The sequence below is a fragment of the Phocaeicola barnesiae DSM 18169 = JCM 13652 genome, from assembly GCF_000374585.1.
Classification (GTDB): domain Bacteria; phylum Bacteroidota; class Bacteroidia; order Bacteroidales; family Bacteroidaceae; genus Phocaeicola; species Phocaeicola barnesiae.
The window spans coordinates 51009-69127 of sequence record NZ_KB894658.1; the positions used below are offsets into that span (position 1 = coordinate 51009).

Sequence of the window (18119 nt, forward strand, 5' to 3'; positions counted from 1 at the left end):
TGATGGCCCTTACCGTCCAGACGGGAATGGCTCAGGAACAAAAACGGGACTCCCTTGATACAGGGAAGGTATATGAAATCGGAGAAGTTGTGGTTACCGGCACCCGTAATGAAACGGATGTCCGACATCTGTCCCAAACCGTGTCTGTAGTGAACCGCAGCAAAATAGACCAGGCCTTGCAACCCTCGCTACTGCCGGTGCTGACAGAACAGATTCCCGGCCTGTTCGTAACCTCACGCGGAGTGATGGGCTACGGTGTGTCGGGTGGCGCGGCAGGAAGTATTTCACTCCGTGGATTGAGTGGCGGAACAGCCCGGTTGATGGTAATGATTGACGGCCATCCCCAATATGCCGGCATTTTCGGCCATCCGATAGCCGATGCCTATCAGTCATTCCTTGCCGAGCGGGTGGAAGTTCTGCGGGGGCCGGCTTCGGTCCTCTACGGCTCGAACGCCATGGGCGGCGTCATCAACATCGTAACGCGTAAGATGCAGGAGGACGGCGTAAAGACGAACCTTCGCGCCGGGTACGGTTCCTGGAATACACTCGAAACGGAGCTGACCAACCGCATCCGGAAAGGGCGTTTTTCCAGCGTCGTTTCCGGTTCATATAACCGCACGGACGGGCACCGTGCAGACATGGGCTTCGAGCAGTACGGCGGCTATGCAAAACTGGGCTATGAAGTGACGGATAACTGGAATCTGCGGGGCGATGTGAATGTGACCCATTTCAACGCCTCCTATCCCGGCCCGGTTGATGCACCGCTGCTCGACGGCGACCAGCGCATCACACGAGGCATGACCTCGTTTGCCGTGGAGAACCGGTATGAAAAGACCTCGGGAGCCGTCAGCTTCTTCTACAACTGGGGCGACCACTGGATCAACGACGGATATACCCCCTCCGAGGGTGAAACACCGCAGGATGACCGCTTCCTGTCGCATGACGACATGATGGGCGTGTCGCTCTACCAGAGTGCGCGGTTTTTCAAGGGCAACCGCATCACCGTGGGCTTCGACTGGTTCCGTTATGGAGGCCGTGCATGGAACGAATATGTGAGCGGGGAGCAGGCCGGTACGACTTCCGATCTGGTGGACAAGCACGAAGACGAGCTGGCCGGATATATTGACTTCCGCCAAGACATCGGTTCCTGGCTGACCTTCAACGTCGGGCTTCGTGCAGACCATCACTCCCGCATCGGATTGGAGTGGATGCCGCAGGCCGGACTGGCCTTCCATCTCCCGCACGCCATCGAGCTGAAGGCCTCCGCCTCGAAAGGATTCCGTTATCCGATCCTGCGCGAGATGTACATGTTCCCGCCGCAGAACCCCGATTTGCTGCCGGAGTCGATGTGGAACTACGAGCTGGCCTTTTCGCAGCGTCTGATGGAGGGGCGGCTGACCTACGGCGTGAACCTCTTCTACATAGACGGGAAGAATCTTATTCAGACCCTTCCGAATCCCAACGGCAGCGGTATGTTGAACCAGAACTCGGGAGCAATCAAAAATACCGGCGTGGAGGTGCAGGCGGCGTACCGTATCGACCGCCACTGGTCGGTGGACGGGAACTACAGCTTCCTGCACATGGAAAATCCGGTCATTGCTGCCCCCGAGCATAAACTGTACGCCGGAGCCAATTTCTCACATGGGCGATGGAACGTCTCCACCGGAGTGCAATACATAGCCGATTTGTTTACTGCCGTTGGCGACCAACCCGAGACCGAGGATTTTGTGTTATGGAATCTCCGTGCCTCTTTCCGCGCATGTAAATGGTTGGATATTTGGGCGCGTGGTGAGAACCTGCTGGCTCAGGAATATGAAATCAATGCCGGCTATCCCATGCCGAGAGCAACGGTTATGGCCGGATTTAATTTAAGCTTTTGAAACATTTAATACGTTACCAATATGAAAAGTAGTTTTTTAACCATGATGTTTGCAATCTTGTTTGCCACATCAGGTTGTGCCCAGGCACAAAATGAGCAGGAACCAGCCCGGCCGGAAACACCTGCGACAGAGGAGAACCTTCCGAAAGTATATTTCTACAAAGAGATTTCCTCGGAGAATCTGGTGAAAATCTATGAAGCTCTCGGACGTGAAGCCAAAGGCCGGGTAGCCGTAAAACTCTCGACGGGTGAACCGGGAGGCCACAATTTCCTGCAACCGGCTTTGATCAAGGATCTGGTGCAAAAAGTAAACGGTACCATTGTGGAGTGCAACACAGCCTACGGCGGAGGTCGTGCCAATACGGAAAGCCACCTCAAGGCAGCTGCCGACCATGGGTTTACGGCCATCGCTACGGTTGACATTATGGATGCGGAAGGCGAAACGGAGCTTACAGTAACCGGGGGCAAACACCTTACCCGTGATATTGTGGGCAAGAATTATCTCAACTACGATTTCACGATTATCCTGTCCCACTTCAAGGGCCATGCGATGGGTGGATTCGGCGGAGCTATAAAGAACATGTCCATCGGCATTGCTTCGTCCAATGGCAAACGTCTGATCCACTCCGCAGGAACCAGTACTACAAGTTGGGGAAGTCCAGCTCAGGATGATTTTCTGGAGTCAATGGCAGAAGCCGCCAAAGCGGTTGCAGACCATTGCGGAGGGAATATTTTGTATATCAGCGTAGCTAACAACCTCTCGGTAGATTGTGATTGTGACTCTTCACCGGCAGATCCCGAGATGGGCGATATTGGTATTCTTGCTTCTCTCGACCCGGTTGCGCTTGACAGGGCCTGTACCGATTTGGTACGTTCATCAGAGGATCACGGGAAAATTCATCTGATTGAGCGTATTGATTCACGCCACGGGATGCATACGCTGGATCATGCCGAATCACTCGGAATGGGAAGTCAGAAATATGAATTGGTTGAACTTGATTAAATTATTATTTTATGGAAGCAGTAATTAAACTCTATTCATTAGGGTATAAACAAGCGAAAACGTACTTGGCGGCTGCGCTTTTCACCTTGGGGAATATGATTGTCCCCCAGCTTTGCCATACGGTTCATATGGGAGGTCTGACCTGGCTGCCTATCTATCTTTTCACATTGATAGGTGCCTATAAATATGGCTGGCGCGTTGGTCTGTTGACGGCAATAGCCTCGCCATTGCTCAATTCCGTACTTTTCGGAATGCCTGCATTGTCTTCATTGCCGGCTATTCTGCTTAAATCTGTCTTGCTTGCAGGAATAGCAGGATATACGGCACATAGATTTCAAAAGATATCTGTCTTTCTGATGCTCGTGGTGGTATTGGGTTATCAGCTATTAGGAACATTGGGAGAATGGCTGTTGAAGGGAGATTTTTATATGGCATCACAAGATTTCCGTATCGGCATTCCGGGAATGCTCATACAGATTTTCGGTGGATATTTGTTTGTTAAATACTTAATACATAAATAATGATGTTTGGAATTGGTACACAAGAAATTATTTTTATCATACTGATTGTTCTTCTATTCTTTGGAGGGAAGAAGATTCCGGAACTGATGAAAGGCATAGGTAAAGGTGTCCGCAGTTTTAAGGAAGGTATGAATGGGATTGAAAAAGAATTGGATGTGAAAGAAAACAATTCTTCCACAAAAAATGAATGAAAATGAGGAGAGACCATGCAGAAAACCGACATGACATTTTGGGAGCGTAGCTTCGCATTATTTACATATTGAATTAGAAACAGCGTTTGAATAGTGATTGAATACTATTCAAACGCTGTTTTTATAATATCCATTTTTAGGGCATCTCTTATTTTGCAAATCTCACATTTTGATTTGTACTAATAAATGTAAATTACTCACATTTTGATTTGATTGAATCTCACATTTTGTTTTGAGGTTTGTAAATGCTTCTTTCAATTTAGTGGTCTTTTTTGCCTTCGAAAAAAGTCCCACGAATAAGTCCTGTCTTTATTGCCGTATTCCGTCGAATACGGCCGGGTAGGGGAATAAAAAAAGTTCTGAAAATCTGTTGATTCTCAGAACTTCTCTGCATTTTGCCTTACAACGTTGTACACCCTCAGGGATTCGAACCCTGGACCCACTGATTAAGAGTCAGTTGCTCTACCAACTGAGCTAAGAGTGCATACATTCGAGGTTCCTGGCGGATTCGAACCGCCGTACACGGTTTTGCAGACCGCTGACTAAGCCACTCATCCAAGGAACCGTTTCGCCTATAAATTGTCAAACTTCCCGAATTTGTACACCCTCAGGGATTCGAACCCTGGACCCACTGATTAAGAGTCAGTTGCTCTACCAACTGAGCTAAGAGTGCATACATTCGAGGTTCCTGGCGGATTCGAACCGCCGTACACGGTTTTGCAGACCGCTGACTAAGCCACTCATCCAAGGAACCGTTTCGGTTACATTTGTTTTTGGTGGAGGTTCCTGGCGGATTCGAACCGCCGTACACGGTTTTGCAGACCGCTGACTAAGCCACTCATCCAAGGAACCTTTTTCCTTTTAACAACTGTTTTTCTCAATTGCGATGCAAAGGTACAGCTTTTTTTTGATTCTGCAAGTCTTCAGACGAAAAAAATGCAGCTTTTTTAAACAAAAGTGGAGGATAAAAAAGAATCAGCAAAGCCTGTTTTAACAGTTTTTGCTGATTCTGAATAGGTTATCCATGGGACTCATTTACCTTGAGTGGAACAAACTTTTTTTGCTCCTGCGGCTTTGGGACATCCGGAACAACCGCATCCGCAACCGGAACGGGGCTTATCGCCTTTCCGGAAGAACTGGAGCAGGTTTCTGCCTGCATACAGCAGGCAACCCGTCGTAATCAATGCCACGATGATATCTTGTATTCCTACGTTCATGGTTATCGATGGTTTTAATGAATAAACAAACTTCCTACCTGATGTACTATCAGTGCTACTATCCAAGCCAGCAATGTGGTATAGCCGGCCGCAAAGGCTGCCCATTTCCAGCTACCCGATTCCTGTCTGATAGCGGCCAGGGTCGCGATGCAGGGGAAATATATCAGTACGAACAGCATGTATCCGTAGGCCACCAGCGGGGTAATCGGAATGCGGTCGGCCAGATTGACACTCTCTACTTCTTCCTCATTCGTATAGAGTACTCCCAATGTACTTACCACCAGTTCCTTGGCGCCGATGCCTGAAAGGATACCGATACCCATCTTCCAGTCGAAGCCAAGTGGTTCGATGGCCGGTTCAATGGCTTTTCCTATCTGTCCGATGTAGGAGTTCTCCTGTTGTTCGGCCTTGGTCTCATAGTTTCCGTGGTTCGGATAGTAGCCCAGAAACCAGATGATGATGGAAGCTATCATGATGATTCCTCCCATTTTCTTCAGGTATTGGGCTCCTTTCTCCCAGGTGTGCCGCAGAACAGATTTGGCTGTCGGCATGCGATAGGGGGGAAGTTCCATGACAAAAGGGGTATCATCACCTTTTACGATGAACCGGGCGAAGATACGGGCCATCAGTACTGCCAGCAGGATACCGATGGCATAGATGGACAGCAGTATCAGACTGGCTTTGCCCGGGAAAAAGGCTCCAATCATGACCAGATAGATGGGTAGACGGGCGCTGCATGACATCAACGGGTTTACCAGCATGGTGACTAGCCGTGATTTCCGGCTTTCGATGATACGTGAGGCCATGATGGCCGGTACGTTGCAACCGAAGCCCATAATCAGCGGAATGAAGGATTTTCCGTGGAGTCCCATCTTGTGCATAATCTTGTCCATGATGAAAGCGGCACGGGCCATGTATCCGGAGTCCTCCATGATAGATATAAACAGATACAGCAGCAGAATGTTCGGCAGGAAGACGATGACGCCTCCTACACCACCGATGATGCCGTCTACTACCAGGTCCTTCACCGGTCCGTCGGGCAGGGCGGCTTCTGCCAATACGCCCAGTTTCTCCACCAGCCATTCGATTCCCTGCATCGGGTAGTCACCTATGACGAAGGTTCCTTCGAACATGATGTACAGGAAGATGAAGAAGATGGGGAATCCCCAGAAACGATGGGTGACGATGCTGTCTACGATGCGGGTGAACATTTCCGTGTCCTGATGATTGTCGGTATAAGTTTCCTGTAACGCACCGGAGATAAAGCCGTATTTGGCGTTGGTGATGGCCTGCTCGCTGTCTTCGTTGATGGATTCTTTCAGGCGTTGGGCCTCCTTGTCGCGCAGCTCCAGAATATCGCGGGCATTGGGCAGGGAAGCGATGACCCGCTGTTCGATGTCCTTGTCATTCTCCAGCAGTTTGATGGCCAGGAAACGGGTAGAGTAGGTCTGACGGATGCTGCTGTTCTTGCTGATTTCTTTCTTCACCAGGTCGATGCTGCGTTCCAGTTCCGGTCCGTGATTGATGTGGATGTGGCGGATGAACGCTTGCGAAGCGATATCACCGGCTTCTTCTCCGTGGCTACCGTAGCTGTGGTCTTCTACGTAGGCATCGTGCCATTCCCGTAGTTGCCGCAACGCTTCGTTCTGGATTTCTTCTTTCTGTCCCATGAAGTCGGCTCCTTCATACAGACCGATGATGACGTGGAACAGTTCTTCGATGCCTTTTCCTGTCCGGCTTATGGTCGGTACGATCGGAGTACCCAGCAGGCTGCTCAGTCCCTTGATGTCCAGCTTGTTCCCGCTGTGTTCCAGCGCGTCGTACATGTTCAGGGCGATGACCATCCGCACGTTCATGTCAATCAGCTGGGTCGTCAGGTACAGGTTGCGTTCCAGATTGCCGGCGTCTACGACGTTGATGATGACATCCGGTGTCTGTTCGATGATGTGTTTCCGGACGTACAGTTCTTCCGGGCTGTAGGCGGAAAGCGAGTATGTGCCCGGCAGGTCTACCAGCCGGAAATGATAGCCCTGATAGTCGAAGAAGCCTTCTTTGGCGTCTACGGTCACTCCGCTATAGTTGCCCACATGTTCGTGAGAACCCGAGGCGACATTGAACAATGACGTCTTTCCGCAGTTCGGATTTCCCACCAGCGCTACATTGATGGTCCGTCGTTTCCCTTGTGCGATGATTTTCAGTTGTTCGTCCGAAACCGGAATGGTTTCTGTAATGGGAGTCTGATAGTCTTTTTCATGAATGATGTTACGCGCTTCGTCTTCACTAACCACTTCAATCATCTCTGCCTCTTTCCGGCGCAGGGAGATTTCATATCCCATAATCTGATATTTGATAGGGTCCTTCAACGGGGCATTCAGAATGACTTCTACCGATTTCCCCTTGATGAACCCCATCTCGATGATGCGTCGGCGGAAGCCTCCATGTCCCAATACTTTAATGATGACCCCTTTTTCTCCGGTCTTTAATTCTGATAGTCTCATGATGCTCTCTAAATTTTTGTACAAAGATAGAGGTTTCATCACGGCTATGCAAGCTATTTAGACTGTTTTTAAATAGAAAGCTCTCATAGCCGTGTAGATATGGGTTGGTGAAGAAGGGGTTTTGTCTTATTTCGGTGTGTTTTAGGGTACAGGATGAGTCTGTAAAGCCAGTCCGGTTTTACAGCAACTGCAACTTGATACCGAAAGACAGACTCAGGTAATCCTTCGGCTTGAGGTAGCGGTTGGTAAAAGCGCTGACTACATACAGGTCGCTTGTACTCAACTCGTAGAAAAGGGTAATGGCCCGTGCGGTTACCCGAAAGCGGCTGGGAATGTTGTAGGTAAGGCGCTGACCAGCAAATATGTGGAAGCGTACCTTCGATGAAAATCCGTAGTAGCCTTGCGGATAACGGTCGGGTTCGTGTACCCAGAACTCGTCACCGAACACCGTGTTCAGGTAGAGTCCGCAGGATAGCGGCTCAAAGGAAAAGTCGCTCTGGCGAATCTGCAGGCTCCAGGGAATGTAGTTTTGTTTGATGGTGAATGTCAGCTTGGCCTTGTCGGAATCATACTTGGGCAGGAAGCCGAACAACAGGTCCGTTTCCCATTGGTTCCGTCGGCCATAATCCCACCCCGTACCGATGGAAAGCAGGCCCATGTTTCCGGCGAACTGGAGTTTGGTGTGTGTCGGTATCAAGGCTTCCCAGTGCCGGCGGTAACGGTGTACACGACGGTCGTATCGGCTGGGCTTGACCGGGCTTACCGCTATGCTTTCTGTTTCAGGACTGGGCAGGTAGAGGGTGTCGTGAATCGTAATTACCGTTGTGTCCTGCAAGGCCGGTGTGAAGGCTGTTGCGGTGCCGGTATGGCAGATTGCGATCAGACACAAGGCGATAGCAAAATAGTTTCTGTACTTAATAATAGACCACTTCATGCTGATATCCGTTGGGGGTGATGGTGAATACGTTATAGTTCCGGTTTTTCATGCAGTCGCTCATGTAATAGATGACCCCGTCGTCGAAAATATCGAGCTGGAACACCTGATGTTCATGGGCAGCTGTACAGAACTGGAGTCCGGGAAACTGGGTGATGACATACTCGAATACTTCGGCCACGTTGTTGTTGAATTCGTCTATTAGCGGGCGGATGTGCATGCAGCATACAGTCCGGTCGAATTCTTCCCGGCGGCTTTGCGCTTCATCGGCCATGAATTTGAAGTCAGGAATAGGGCGCGAGTAATCGTATTCGATGGCGTTGGTGTTCAGGCAGACGAACTTGATACGTCCGGCAATGAAGGAGAAGTTCGGGTCGCCGAAGACTGCACGGAAGGTCTCTTCGCCTGTACCCAGACAATCGTGGTTACCGATAAGGGCTACGTAAGGTACTTTCAGACCGTTCAGAATGTCCCGTTGCCAAAGGAATTCGTCGGTCACTCCGAAATCGCTCAGGTCTCCGCCGTGAATGACAAAATCGATGTCATCCCGTTGGTTCAGGTGATTCACGAAATCTACGGTCTCGTCATACCAGCGCTGAGAGTCGCCCATCGTGACAAAGCGGATGGTGTCTTTCCCCAGACAATCGCGTTCTATCTGTTCGATGTGGTGGGCATTTATGTCGGTTTCTCCGTCTATTCTGACATCGTACGGGTGGTAGTCTATCATTTCACAGCCGGACAGAAGCAGGCAGGCCACGCAGATACCGCCTAAAAGGGTTTGTTTCATCTGAAAAATCTTTGGTGTTATCAGTGGACAAAGTTACGCTTTTCCCGGATGTGTCCGGTCTCCGTTTTTTCCTGAATTCTGTTCAGTTTGATGGAAACAGGGGGAACTGAAAACGTCTGGACGTTTTCCTTCAGACGAACGTTTGTTTTGTTCAACATGTCCGTTCGTTTCAAGTGAAACGTCCGTTTGTTTTGCAAACCTGAAAATAACTTGTGGCTGGATTTGATAATCAGCGGGAAATCGTTACCTTTGGAAGCATCCGTATGTTCCGGAACCTTTTCTTCTGAATCAGGGACCTGGACAAGTGAAGACACAGGCAGTCCGGTATCGGGGGAGGGAGACAGGGCTTATGGAGAAGCAGATGAACAACCGTTTAAAACTGATACACAAAATGAAAACAATTCCATTGCTACTTTCGGCCCTGGCATTGACGGTCAATGGCGGGGCACAGAACATCGTAGAGACAAGTACCTATTCTTGGCGGGGAGACACTATTTTTCAGGGGGAATTCCGTGCGTGGGCTCCGAGTGACGATTGCATTCTTTCGACCTACAGTGCCCAACCGGGATATTTCATGCCCGTCGACAAGGAGTGGAAGGTGAAGAACGACCTGAGCCCGTATCCTCGTCTGTCGTCTTCCAACCGCCTGCACAATGCCATTTACAACATGGGGCTGGATGAAATGATTAATAATGTAGAGCCTGATTCTACCTTACGTACCGGCAAGGAGTGGAGTGGGGTATGGACCCGCGACGTGAGCTATTCCATCATCCTCTCCATGGGTTACCTGCAGCCTTTGGCATCGAAGGTATCGCTGATGAAGAAGGTGAATGCCAACGGACGTATCATTCAGGATACCGGGTCGGGAGGAGCCTGGCCCGTCAGTTCCGACCGTATGATTTGGGCGGTAGCCGCTTATGAACTCTACAAGGTGACGGGTGACCGCGATTGGCTGGAATATATTTATCCGGTTATTTCGAACTCCATGGAAGACGACCTGCAGACCTTGTACGGTACGAGCGGACTGGTACGGGGTGAAACATCGTTCATCGACTGGCGGGAACAGAGTTATCCCAAGTGGATGCAGACAGTGGATATCTATCAGAGTGAGTCGCTGAGTACATCGGTGGTACACTATCAGGCTCTGCGGGTATTGGCTGACATTGCTCAGGAATTGGGGAAAAAGCAGGAAGCAGCAAAATATGCAGGTCTGGCCGATAAACTGAAGGAAGTCATTAACCGGGAATTGTGGCTGGATGATAAGGGCTTCTATGCCATGTACCGCTATGGACGAAACCATCTGATTTTGAATCCACGGGTGGAGACATTGGGGGAATCGCTTTCCATTCTCTTCGGAGTAGCTCCGCAAGACAGGGCGGAACGGATTACGCAGAACAATCCCAACACGCCTTACGGAGTAGCCATCTTTTATCCACAGATTAAGGATATGCCTTCTTACCACAACAATGCGTTGTGGCCGTTTGTGGCTTCCTACTGGGCTTTGGCGAATGCCCAGGTTAAGAACGAGGTGGGTGCCCTGCAGGCTATCGGTTCCGTGTTCCGTCCGGCTGCCCTGTTCGCCACCAATAAGGAGAATTTCAACCTGGACAACGGTGATATCGCTACGGAACTCAATTCCTCGAACATGCTCTGGTCGCTGGCCGGTAATCTGGCGTTGACATACCGCATGCTGTTCGGTATCCATTTCGAAACAGACGGATTGCGATTTGAACCTTTCGTCCCGAAAGCTCTGTCCGATACACGTACCCTGACCAATTTCCGTTACCGGAATGCTGTGCTCGATATTACCGTAGAAGGATATGGCGACCGTATCCAGTCGTTTACTGTCAACGGCAAGGCTTCGGAACCTTTCATCGGAGCCAAGGCGAAAGGTAAGCTGGACATCAGGATTGTGATGGCAAACCAGGATATTGCTCCGATGAAGGTGACTTATGCTCCGAACCGGAAAGCACCGCTCACTCCGATTTCCCGCCTGGTTGAAATGAACGGTGAAAGTTATCTGGCCTGGAATCCGATAGAATACATTGCCGGCTACAAGGTAATCCGTAACGGCGAGGTGATAGCGACTACACGGAATACCAGTTATCGGCTGGAGACTCCGGGCGAATATCAGGTATTGGGATTCGATGAAAACGGCATAGAGTCCTTTGCATCGGAACCGGTGCAGTATCATTCCATCCTGATTCAAAGCCTGGGAGGAAAGGCTACCCAGTTGGGGTCTGCACAGGTTTCATACCAGCCTACCGAGCCGGTCTCAGGCTTCTGGGGAGAAGGATTCGTTGAATTGGACCGTCAGACCGGACCGGTTTCCATACCTTTGGAGCTCCCTGCCGACGGAACGTATTACTTGGCTCTGCATTACGCCAACGGAAACGGCCCGGTGAATACAGAAAACAAGGCAGCTATCCGTACTTTGCTGGTAGACGGACAGAAGGTGGGTACGGTGGTGATGCCGCACCGGGGCCAAGGCAACTGGTATGACTGGGGATTGAGCAATTCCATTCCAGTCACTCTGACGAAGGGTAATCATACCCTGACGATTGAGTTCCGTCCTGAAAATGAAAACATGAACCTGAATACGAATCATGCTTTGGTTGATGCCGTCCGGATAGTTTGTCCGTGACGAGAATGATTTTATAAAACGTGTCCTCCTATCCTTTCATTGAAAAGGGTAGGAGGACATTTCTTAACTGTCATGCAAGACAGATGAGGCCTGGAAGACTTTTGACCAATGTATCGGACACTCTTATACGGTCTGATGATTGATGCAGATACCTTTCAGGTACCATGCATACAGGCGGTGGATACCTTCGTCTATCTCCACCTGATGATGCCACCCCAGGTTGTGCAGCTTGCTTACATCTGTCAGCTTCCGCAATGTACCGTCCGGTTTCGAGGCATCCCAACGTAATTCTCCCTTGAAGCCGATTTCCCGGATAATCTTCTCAGCCACTTCGCGGATGCTCAGTTCCTTGCCCGTACCTACGTTGATGTGGCAGTTGCGGATTTCCTTGTCGCCTTCCCGGTAGGTGTCCTTGAAGTCCACGTTCAGCAGCACGTGTACACTGGCGTCCGCCATTTCCTCGCTCCACAGAAACTCACGCAACGGTTTCCCGGTTCCCCAGAGGGTCACGGCATGAGGAGTGATGCCGAACTTCGCCAGTTTTTCCAGAATCTCTTCCTGGCTGTTGCTGCCGTTCACGCCTTCTACCGGGCGTAGATCGATATCCTTGCGCACCGCTTCCCAGTCTCCTTCGTTCAGACACTTGGCCAGGTGGATTTTCCGTATCATGGCCGGCAGTACGTGGCTGTTCTCCAGGTGGAAGTTGTCGTTCGGCCCGTAGAGGTTGGTCGGCATCACGGCGATGTAGTTGGTGCCGTACTGCAGGTTGAAGCTTTCGCACATCTTCAGTCCCGCTATCTTGGCGATGGCGTAGGGCTCGTTGGTATATTCCAGCGGGGAGGTGAGGAGTACCTCCTCCTTCATGGGCTGCGGAGCCTCCCGCGGGTAGATGCAGGTACTGCCTAAGAAAAGCAGCTTCTTCACGCCGTGGCGGAAGCTCTCGCCGATGACGTTCTGCTGGATCTGCAGGTTCTGGTAGATGAAGTCCGCACGGTACTGCAGGTTAGCCATGATGCCGCCTACGTGGGCGGCTGCCAGTACCACGGCTTCCGGCTGTTCTTCGTCGAAGAAGGCCTTTACGGCTGCTGCGTCCAGCAGGTCCAGTTCCCGGTGTGTACGTCCCACCAGGTTGGTGTATCCCCGTTGCAGCAGGTTGTTCCAGATGGCCGAACCCACCAGTCCGTGGTGGCCGGCTACGTATATTTTGGATGATTTGTTTAACACGATGGTAGTTAAAAATTAAAAGTTAAAAGTTAAAAATGAAAAGTTTACTGGTAATTTACTTTTTGATGTCAAAAAGAAAAACCACCGCTTTTCCGCTTTTTCGCTTCAGAACTAAGGCCGGAATTTAAATTTGATAGTTTTGCTACTTGAAGAACCAACTTACAAACTCACTAGTCCAGTTCCGCTTTCAGGTGGAGTTTCTTCACGAACTTCATGTCGTGTTCCACCATGATTCTTACCAGTTCGGCAAACGGGGTCTTGGTCGGGTTCCAGCCCAGCTCGGTACGGGCTTTGGTCGGGTCACCCAGCAGCTGTTCCACTTCGCACGGACGGAAGTATTTCGGGTCCACTTCCACCAGTACCTGTCCGGTAGCCTTGTCGACACCCTTCTCATCCACACCGCTTCCCTGCCATTCCAGCTCGATGCCCAGGTAGTGGAAGGCCAGTGTACAGAACTCACGGACCGTATGCATTTCTCCCGTAGCGATGACGAAATCCTCGGGGGTGTCGTGTTGCAGAATCAGCCACATGCATTCCACGTAGTCCTTCGCATAGCCCCAGTCGCGGCGGGCATCCAGGTTACCCAGGTACAGCTTGTCCTGGTAGCCCTGCTTGATGCGGGCGGCGGCCAGGGTAATCTTGCGGGTCACGAAGTTCTCGCCGCGTCGTTCGCTCTCGTGGTTGAAGAGGATGCCGTTCACGGCGAACATGCCGTAGCTTTCGCGGTAGTTCTTGGTAATCCAGAAGCCGTACTGCTTGGCTACCCCGTACGGAGAACGCGGATAGAACGGGGTGGTCTCCTTCTGGGGGACTTCCTGTACTTTTCCGAAGAGTTCCGAAGTGGAGGCCTGGTAGATGCGGCAGGTCTTGTCCAGTCCGCAGATACGTACCGCTTCCAATAATCTCAATGTACCGATGGCATCCGCTTCGGCCGTATATTCCGGCACGTCGAACGATACCTTCACGTGGCTCTGTGCGGCCAGGTTATAGATTTCCGTCGGATGGATGTCGCTGATGATGCGTATCAGTGAGCTGGAGTCAGTCATGTCGCCCCAGTGCAGGTTCACTAGACGGGTCTTCTTCATGTCGCGCACCCATTCATCCAGGTACAGGTGTTCGATGCGTCCGGTGTTGAACGAAGAGGAACGGCGCAGGATACCGTGTACCTCATAACCTTTTTCTATCAGGAATTCGGCCAGGTAGGAGCCGTCCTGTCCGGTAATACCGGTAATCAGTGCTACTTTTCTCATATTTTTAGTTTGTAAGTTTTTTAGTTTGTGAGTTTTCTAGTTTGTGAGTTTTCTAGTTTGTTGATGTTCCCTGTAGGAGGTCTGCCCGCCCGGGACCATCAGACTAGTCACTAAACTCGTTTTTAACTTTTAATTTTTAACTTTTAATTGAATACCGTAGGGGCGGGGCTTGCCGTCCGAAACCATCTGTCTCCTCGTCCCAAAACTCGTTTTTAATTTTTAATTTTTAATTTTTAATTATTCATTGAACTTCAGCTTCTGCTCACCTCCAGTCCCTTGTCGGAAAGAGCCATCTCCACGAAACGGGCCTTGTCGTTCGGCCGGTTCTCGTTCAGGATTCTACGGATGCGTGCAGCCGCTTCTTCATCCTTGGCCGCCATGTACAGGTATCCTCCGCCGCCGGCTCCCGGCAACTTGTAGCCGTAGCACAGGTCCGCTATGCGGTCTATGATGGCTTGCACGGCAGGCGGATTCGTTCCGCTGTCCAGTGCCTGGTTCTGTCTCCAGCTTACCCCCACCAGTCGGGCCATCTCCTCGTAGCGGTTGCGTTGGATGGCGTCGTGCATGTCCAGGGCATGCTGCTTCATCTGCCGCAGCAGGGTCAGGTGTTCCGTGCTGTTCAGGAACATCCCCTTCACGATTTCCGCCAGGATACCCTTGGCCGTACGGGTCAGCCCCGTGTAGTACAGCAGGTGGCACTTGCGGTATTCGCTGTCCGTGAACAGGTGTTCCGGCAGCCAGCGTACCAGCGGTGTCTGTTTCCAGCCGCTCTCTGTCTGCAGCAGCTTGATGCCCGGCAGGATACCTCCATACTGGTCCTGCCAGCCGCCACCGGTGGTGAGCAACTGTTCCAGCACCAAGGTGCGGTTGCCTATTTCCTGCTTGTCCCAGCCCAGTCCGCAGAAGTCGTTGATAGCCCCCAGCATGGTAGCCGCCAGGATGGAGCTGGTGCCCAGTCCCGAACCGGCCGGTATGGCCGACAGCAGGGTCACTTCCAGTCCCGCTCCGAAAGCTTTCAGTTGTTTCTCCAGCGAAGCGTACCGTTCGCGGCAGAAATCCGGATGGAAACCTGCCAGGGCAAGGGCCGCCTTCGGGATGGAGAACGGCGAGCCTACCACGTTGAAATGGCGCAACTCTTCGTAGGTGGTAACCGTTTCCATGGCTCCCAAATCGATGGAACGTAGGATGATACGGTATTGTTCCTTGTTCGGTTTGATATATACCTGAAGCGGCGGTTGTCCGTTCAGGGTGATGGCCAGGTTGATGACGTTGCCGCCCTCGTTCAGGCAGTAGGGAGGGGTGTCCGTCCATCCGCCGGCCAGGTCGATGCGTACCGGGCTTCGTCCCCAGACTATCTGGTCTGCATATACCGAGAGTCGGGGAGCCTGTCGGTGGTAGGCCTGTTCCAGCAGTCCTTCGCGCATTTTTCCGAACGCCCTTGCCTCCTGTTCCTTGGCTTCGTCCGTCTTTCCGGACAGTTCCAGTGTCCGGGCGCGGAACATGGCGTCGCTCACCTGGGTCATGAGGGGTGCCTGCTGCGACAGTTCTTCCGGTAGCGGCAGATTCCTTCCGGCTAAGTGTTCCGCCGCTTCCTGCAGGTTCAGTTGGTAGAATACGCTGCGTTGCCAGTTGGCGGCCAGCGCCTTCCAGTTCCCGTCACGGAAACTCTCCCGTTGGGCGGTCAGCCGGCGCAGGTTCGCATAGGCCGAAATCTCATCGGCCGAGAGTTTGCGTGCCCATTGCCAGATGGCACGTCCTTCTGCATCTGTGGCATCGTTCACCATCCATTGCAGCACCTTGCCCAGTTCCTCCACCGTGTGGCAGACCGGGAAGATATGGGCCGCCTGCAGGTCGTTTGCCCCTTCTATGTCAGTTGCCTGCAGGTTTCGTTCAGCCAGCCATTCCGTGACGGGACGCCCCAGATAGCTGACTGTATCGTCGGTCAGGCTGCCCTTGAAGGCATCGTTGAAACCGTAGGGGCGGGCCACATAGTCCGTTTCTCCTAACGGTACCACGTCGATGCAGACACCGGCCGGAACCTCTAATTTCCAGTCATTCACCGGCACTCCCGTAATGATGCTTCGGTGGCTCAGCTTCCATCCGTTGCCGATGAAGCTGTTCTCCACCCACAGTTCCGAGTTTCCCGGCTTCAGTTCAATCTTGATATCCGCGTTTTGGGTGAACATGGCCGGATGCGGTTTCACCTTGTGCAGGGTAATTTCCCGTTGGTCCATCACCCGGTTCTGTACGGCCAGGGTCGAGGAAATCATCTCCCGGCTCGTACCATAGTGATAGAATTCGCCTTCAGGCAGAGGTAAGATAGCTACGCTCAGGCGGTTCACCTCCTCGTCGGTACGTTGTGGATGTGCTCCCAGGGCCGGACCGAATTCCGAGTACATGTCATAAAAGACCGTTTCGCCGTTTTGGGTGGAGCGTTTCATGATCAGTTCCACCGCCCGGTCACTCAGCAGCCATACCCCGACATCCATCAGGAAGTAGGAGTGCTGCATCAGTTCACCCAAGGTCTCCACGCTCGGTTTCTGCAGCATGTAGTCCAGTTTCTCCGGAGTCTGCCGGTTCATGACGAACACCCCGTGGTTCTTGGCCAGACTCGGGTCCCCCCAGAGTCCGTAGCATACCACGTCTGCTTCCGGGATGGGTTGCAGCGGTTTTCCCGCCCGTACCAGGATGTCTCCGCTCACAATCATCGTGTGCAGACTTTCCGGTGCCTTCTCCATCATCTGTTGGTAAAGTGGCAATTGTAGAGAAAGCAAGTTCTGAGTAAGTCGTTGTCCGCGTCCCCAGCGGTATACCGGTATCGGAGTCAGGATTTTACCCGAGGGCGCATAACCCGGTAGACGCCGGCTTTGTCCTCCTGCATGCAGGAGAATACGTTTTTCCCGGGCCAGCCATTCCGAGGCATCTGTAGCCCCCTCGTGGGCCATACAAGCCTGTAGCAGCCAGGTTGTTCCTCCTCCCGAGCCCAGTTTGCGCCCGATGGGGTCTGAGGTGCAGAACCATTCATTCCGGTCTGCCCGTTCGATATCGTGAAAACATTCCACCAGGTTCGGTGGCAATGACAATAGTTTTTTCATCTTATTAAAATCGTGGAATGTACTCGTTTTTAGTTATTCACTGTTATTCGTTTTTACAGCATAAAGTTTCGTATCATTTGTTTCTGTTTTTTGAGCGAAGCTTATCCTGGAAAGCTTAATGGAATTTTATCACGGAGCTTCCTGTGTCACCAAGTCGACTAGAGTTGCCAACCATGAAAAGTTCCATACTAGGTCGGAGTAATAATATCTATTAGTTAAAATCATAGACAGGCTCCGTCGAGGTTTAGACAGGCAAAGATAAGATATATTTTTTATCTACTTCAAAACAGTAGAATTCTTTTGCCTTTTATTTATTTCAGATAGAAATTATAAAATGTATAGCAATGTTTGCATATATATTAAATATTGGTGTATATATAACTTGCTTTAAATTTGTTTTGAAATTTTTATTTGTATATATCTTCCTGAATCATAGTATTTTATAATTTATTGACGAAAAAAGTTTGAAAAAAGTTTGGCATGAAGCTTGTGGATTTCAGAAAAGTCTGTACCTTTGCAACGCTTTCGAAAAACGGAAGCAAGTTCTTTGAAAAGCTTTAGATAAACAAACAGAGATGTAGTACAAGAAGTAGTCCATATTAATATGGTATGGATGAAACGAAGAAGCACCGTCAAGATCCTGTCCCATGAAAATGAGGCGGAACAAGAAGAAGATTCGGTTTCCTGAACAGATTAAGACACGCGCCGGAGCAGTCCGGTGCGGAAAAGATATTCTTACAATGAAGAGTTTGATCCTGGCTCAGGATGAACGCTAGCTACAGGCTTAACACATGCAAGTCGAGGGGCAGCGGGAAGTCAGCTTGCTGACTTTGCCGGCGACCGGCGCACGGGTGAGTAACACGTATCCAACCTTCC

Annotated in this window: 12 protein-coding genes, 5 tRNA genes and 1 rRNA gene; 6 read left to right on the forward strand and 12 right to left on the reverse strand. The window is 51.1% G+C overall.

All coding sequences use genetic code 11. The features are described 5' to 3' along the window. Positions 1 to 26: 26 nt before the first annotated feature. Genes C510_RS0113795 through C510_RS0113810 form a run of 4 tightly spaced genes read left to right on the forward strand, consistent with a single transcriptional unit; the run spans position 27 to position 3594 of the window. Positions 27 to 1880 (forward strand): TonB-dependent receptor, encoded by a 1854-nt coding sequence (locus C510_RS0113795; RefSeq protein WP_244870482.1) that lies wholly within the window; start codon positions 27 to 29, stop codon positions 1878 to 1880. 21 nt (positions 1881 to 1901) lie between these two features. Further along, complete coding sequence (locus tag C510_RS0113800; RefSeq protein WP_025892875.1) at positions 1902 to 2882, forward strand: DUF362 domain-containing protein; 981 nt, start codon at positions 1902 to 1904, stop codon at positions 2880 to 2882. An 11-nt stretch (positions 2883 to 2893) separates the two neighbouring features. Further along, positions 2894 to 3403 carry a hypothetical protein gene (locus C510_RS0113805; protein WP_018711873.1) on the forward strand — a complete coding sequence of 170 codons (510 nt, stop codon included), beginning with the start codon at positions 2894 to 2896 and terminating at the stop codon, positions 3401 to 3403. Beyond that, positions 3403 to 3594 (forward strand): Sec-independent protein translocase subunit TatA/TatB, encoded by a 192-nt coding sequence (locus tag C510_RS0113810; RefSeq protein WP_018711874.1) that lies wholly within the window; start codon positions 3403 to 3405, stop codon positions 3592 to 3594. Before C510_RS0113805 ends, C510_RS0113810 begins: the two co-directional genes overlap by 1 nt. A 411-nt stretch (positions 3595 to 4005) precedes the next feature. Here C510_RS0113810 and C510_RS0113815 read toward each other — a convergent pair. From C510_RS0113815 to C510_RS0113855, 9 genes are all read right to left on the reverse strand, one after another. Continuing rightward, a tRNA-Lys gene (locus C510_RS0113815) sits at positions 4006 to 4078 on the reverse strand. A gap of 9 nt (positions 4079 to 4087) precedes the next feature. Then, a tRNA-Cys gene (locus C510_RS0113820) sits at positions 4088 to 4159 on the reverse strand. 35 nt (positions 4160 to 4194) lie between these two features. Beyond that, positions 4195 to 4267, reverse strand: a tRNA-Lys gene (locus tag C510_RS0113825). Between the two features lie 9 nt (positions 4268 to 4276). After that, positions 4277 to 4348 (reverse strand) — tRNA-Cys (locus tag C510_RS0113830). 23 nt (positions 4349 to 4371) lie between these two features. Beyond that, positions 4372 to 4446, reverse strand: a tRNA-Cys gene (locus tag C510_RS0113835). 179 nt (positions 4447 to 4625) lie between these two features. Then, positions 4626 to 4811: a FeoB-associated Cys-rich membrane protein gene (locus C510_RS17245; RefSeq protein WP_022339695.1), complete on the reverse strand. Its 186-nt coding sequence runs from the start codon at positions 4809 to 4811 to the stop codon at positions 4626 to 4628. Between the two features lie 14 nt (positions 4812 to 4825). Beyond that, positions 4826 to 7309 carry a ferrous iron transport protein B gene (gene feoB / locus C510_RS0113845; protein WP_018711876.1) on the reverse strand — a complete coding sequence of 828 codons (2484 nt, stop codon included), beginning with the start codon at positions 7307 to 7309 and terminating at the stop codon, positions 4826 to 4828. Between the two features lie 178 nt (positions 7310 to 7487). Beyond that, complete coding sequence (locus C510_RS0113850; protein ID WP_025892878.1) at positions 7488 to 8249, reverse strand: hypothetical protein; 762 nt, start codon at positions 8247 to 8249, stop codon at positions 7488 to 7490. Further along, positions 8224 to 9030 (reverse strand): metallophosphoesterase family protein, encoded by an 807-nt coding sequence (locus tag C510_RS0113855; RefSeq protein ID WP_018711878.1) that lies wholly within the window; start codon positions 9028 to 9030, stop codon positions 8224 to 8226. The genes C510_RS0113850 and C510_RS0113855 overlap by 26 nt, the downstream gene beginning before the upstream one ends. Before the next feature lie 391 nt (positions 9031 to 9421). Between C510_RS0113855 and C510_RS16645 the strand changes: the two genes are divergently transcribed. Further along, a complete protein-coding gene (locus tag C510_RS16645; protein WP_169336146.1) occupies positions 9422 to 11674 on the forward strand; it encodes an alpha-L-rhamnosidase-related protein in 2253 nt (750 codons plus the stop codon). Positions 11675 to 11797: 123 nt separating this feature from the next. On the opposite strand, the gene C510_RS0113870 is transcribed toward C510_RS16645, so the two are convergent. The 3 genes from C510_RS0113870 to C510_RS0113880 form a co-directional block, all read right to left on the reverse strand. After that, positions 11798 to 12898: a GDP-L-fucose synthase family protein gene (locus tag C510_RS0113870; protein WP_018711881.1), complete on the reverse strand. Its 1101-nt coding sequence runs from the start codon at positions 12896 to 12898 to the stop codon at positions 11798 to 11800. A 170-nt stretch (positions 12899 to 13068) separates the two neighbouring features. After that, on the reverse strand, positions 13069 to 14148 hold the full coding sequence (gmd, locus tag C510_RS0113875) for a GDP-mannose 4,6-dehydratase (RefSeq protein ID WP_018711882.1): 1080 nt from the start codon (positions 14146 to 14148) through the stop codon (positions 13069 to 13071). A gap of 251 nt (positions 14149 to 14399) precedes the next feature. After that, a complete protein-coding gene (locus C510_RS0113880) occupies positions 14400 to 17243 on the reverse strand; it encodes a bifunctional fucokinase/fucose-1-phosphate guanylyltransferase (protein WP_026320236.1) in 2844 nt (947 codons plus the stop codon). 737 nt (positions 17244 to 17980) lie between these two features. On the opposite strand from C510_RS0113880, the gene C510_RS0113890 reads away from it, so the two are divergent. After that, positions 17981 to 18119 (forward strand): 16S ribosomal RNA (locus C510_RS0113890); the annotation flags it as partial.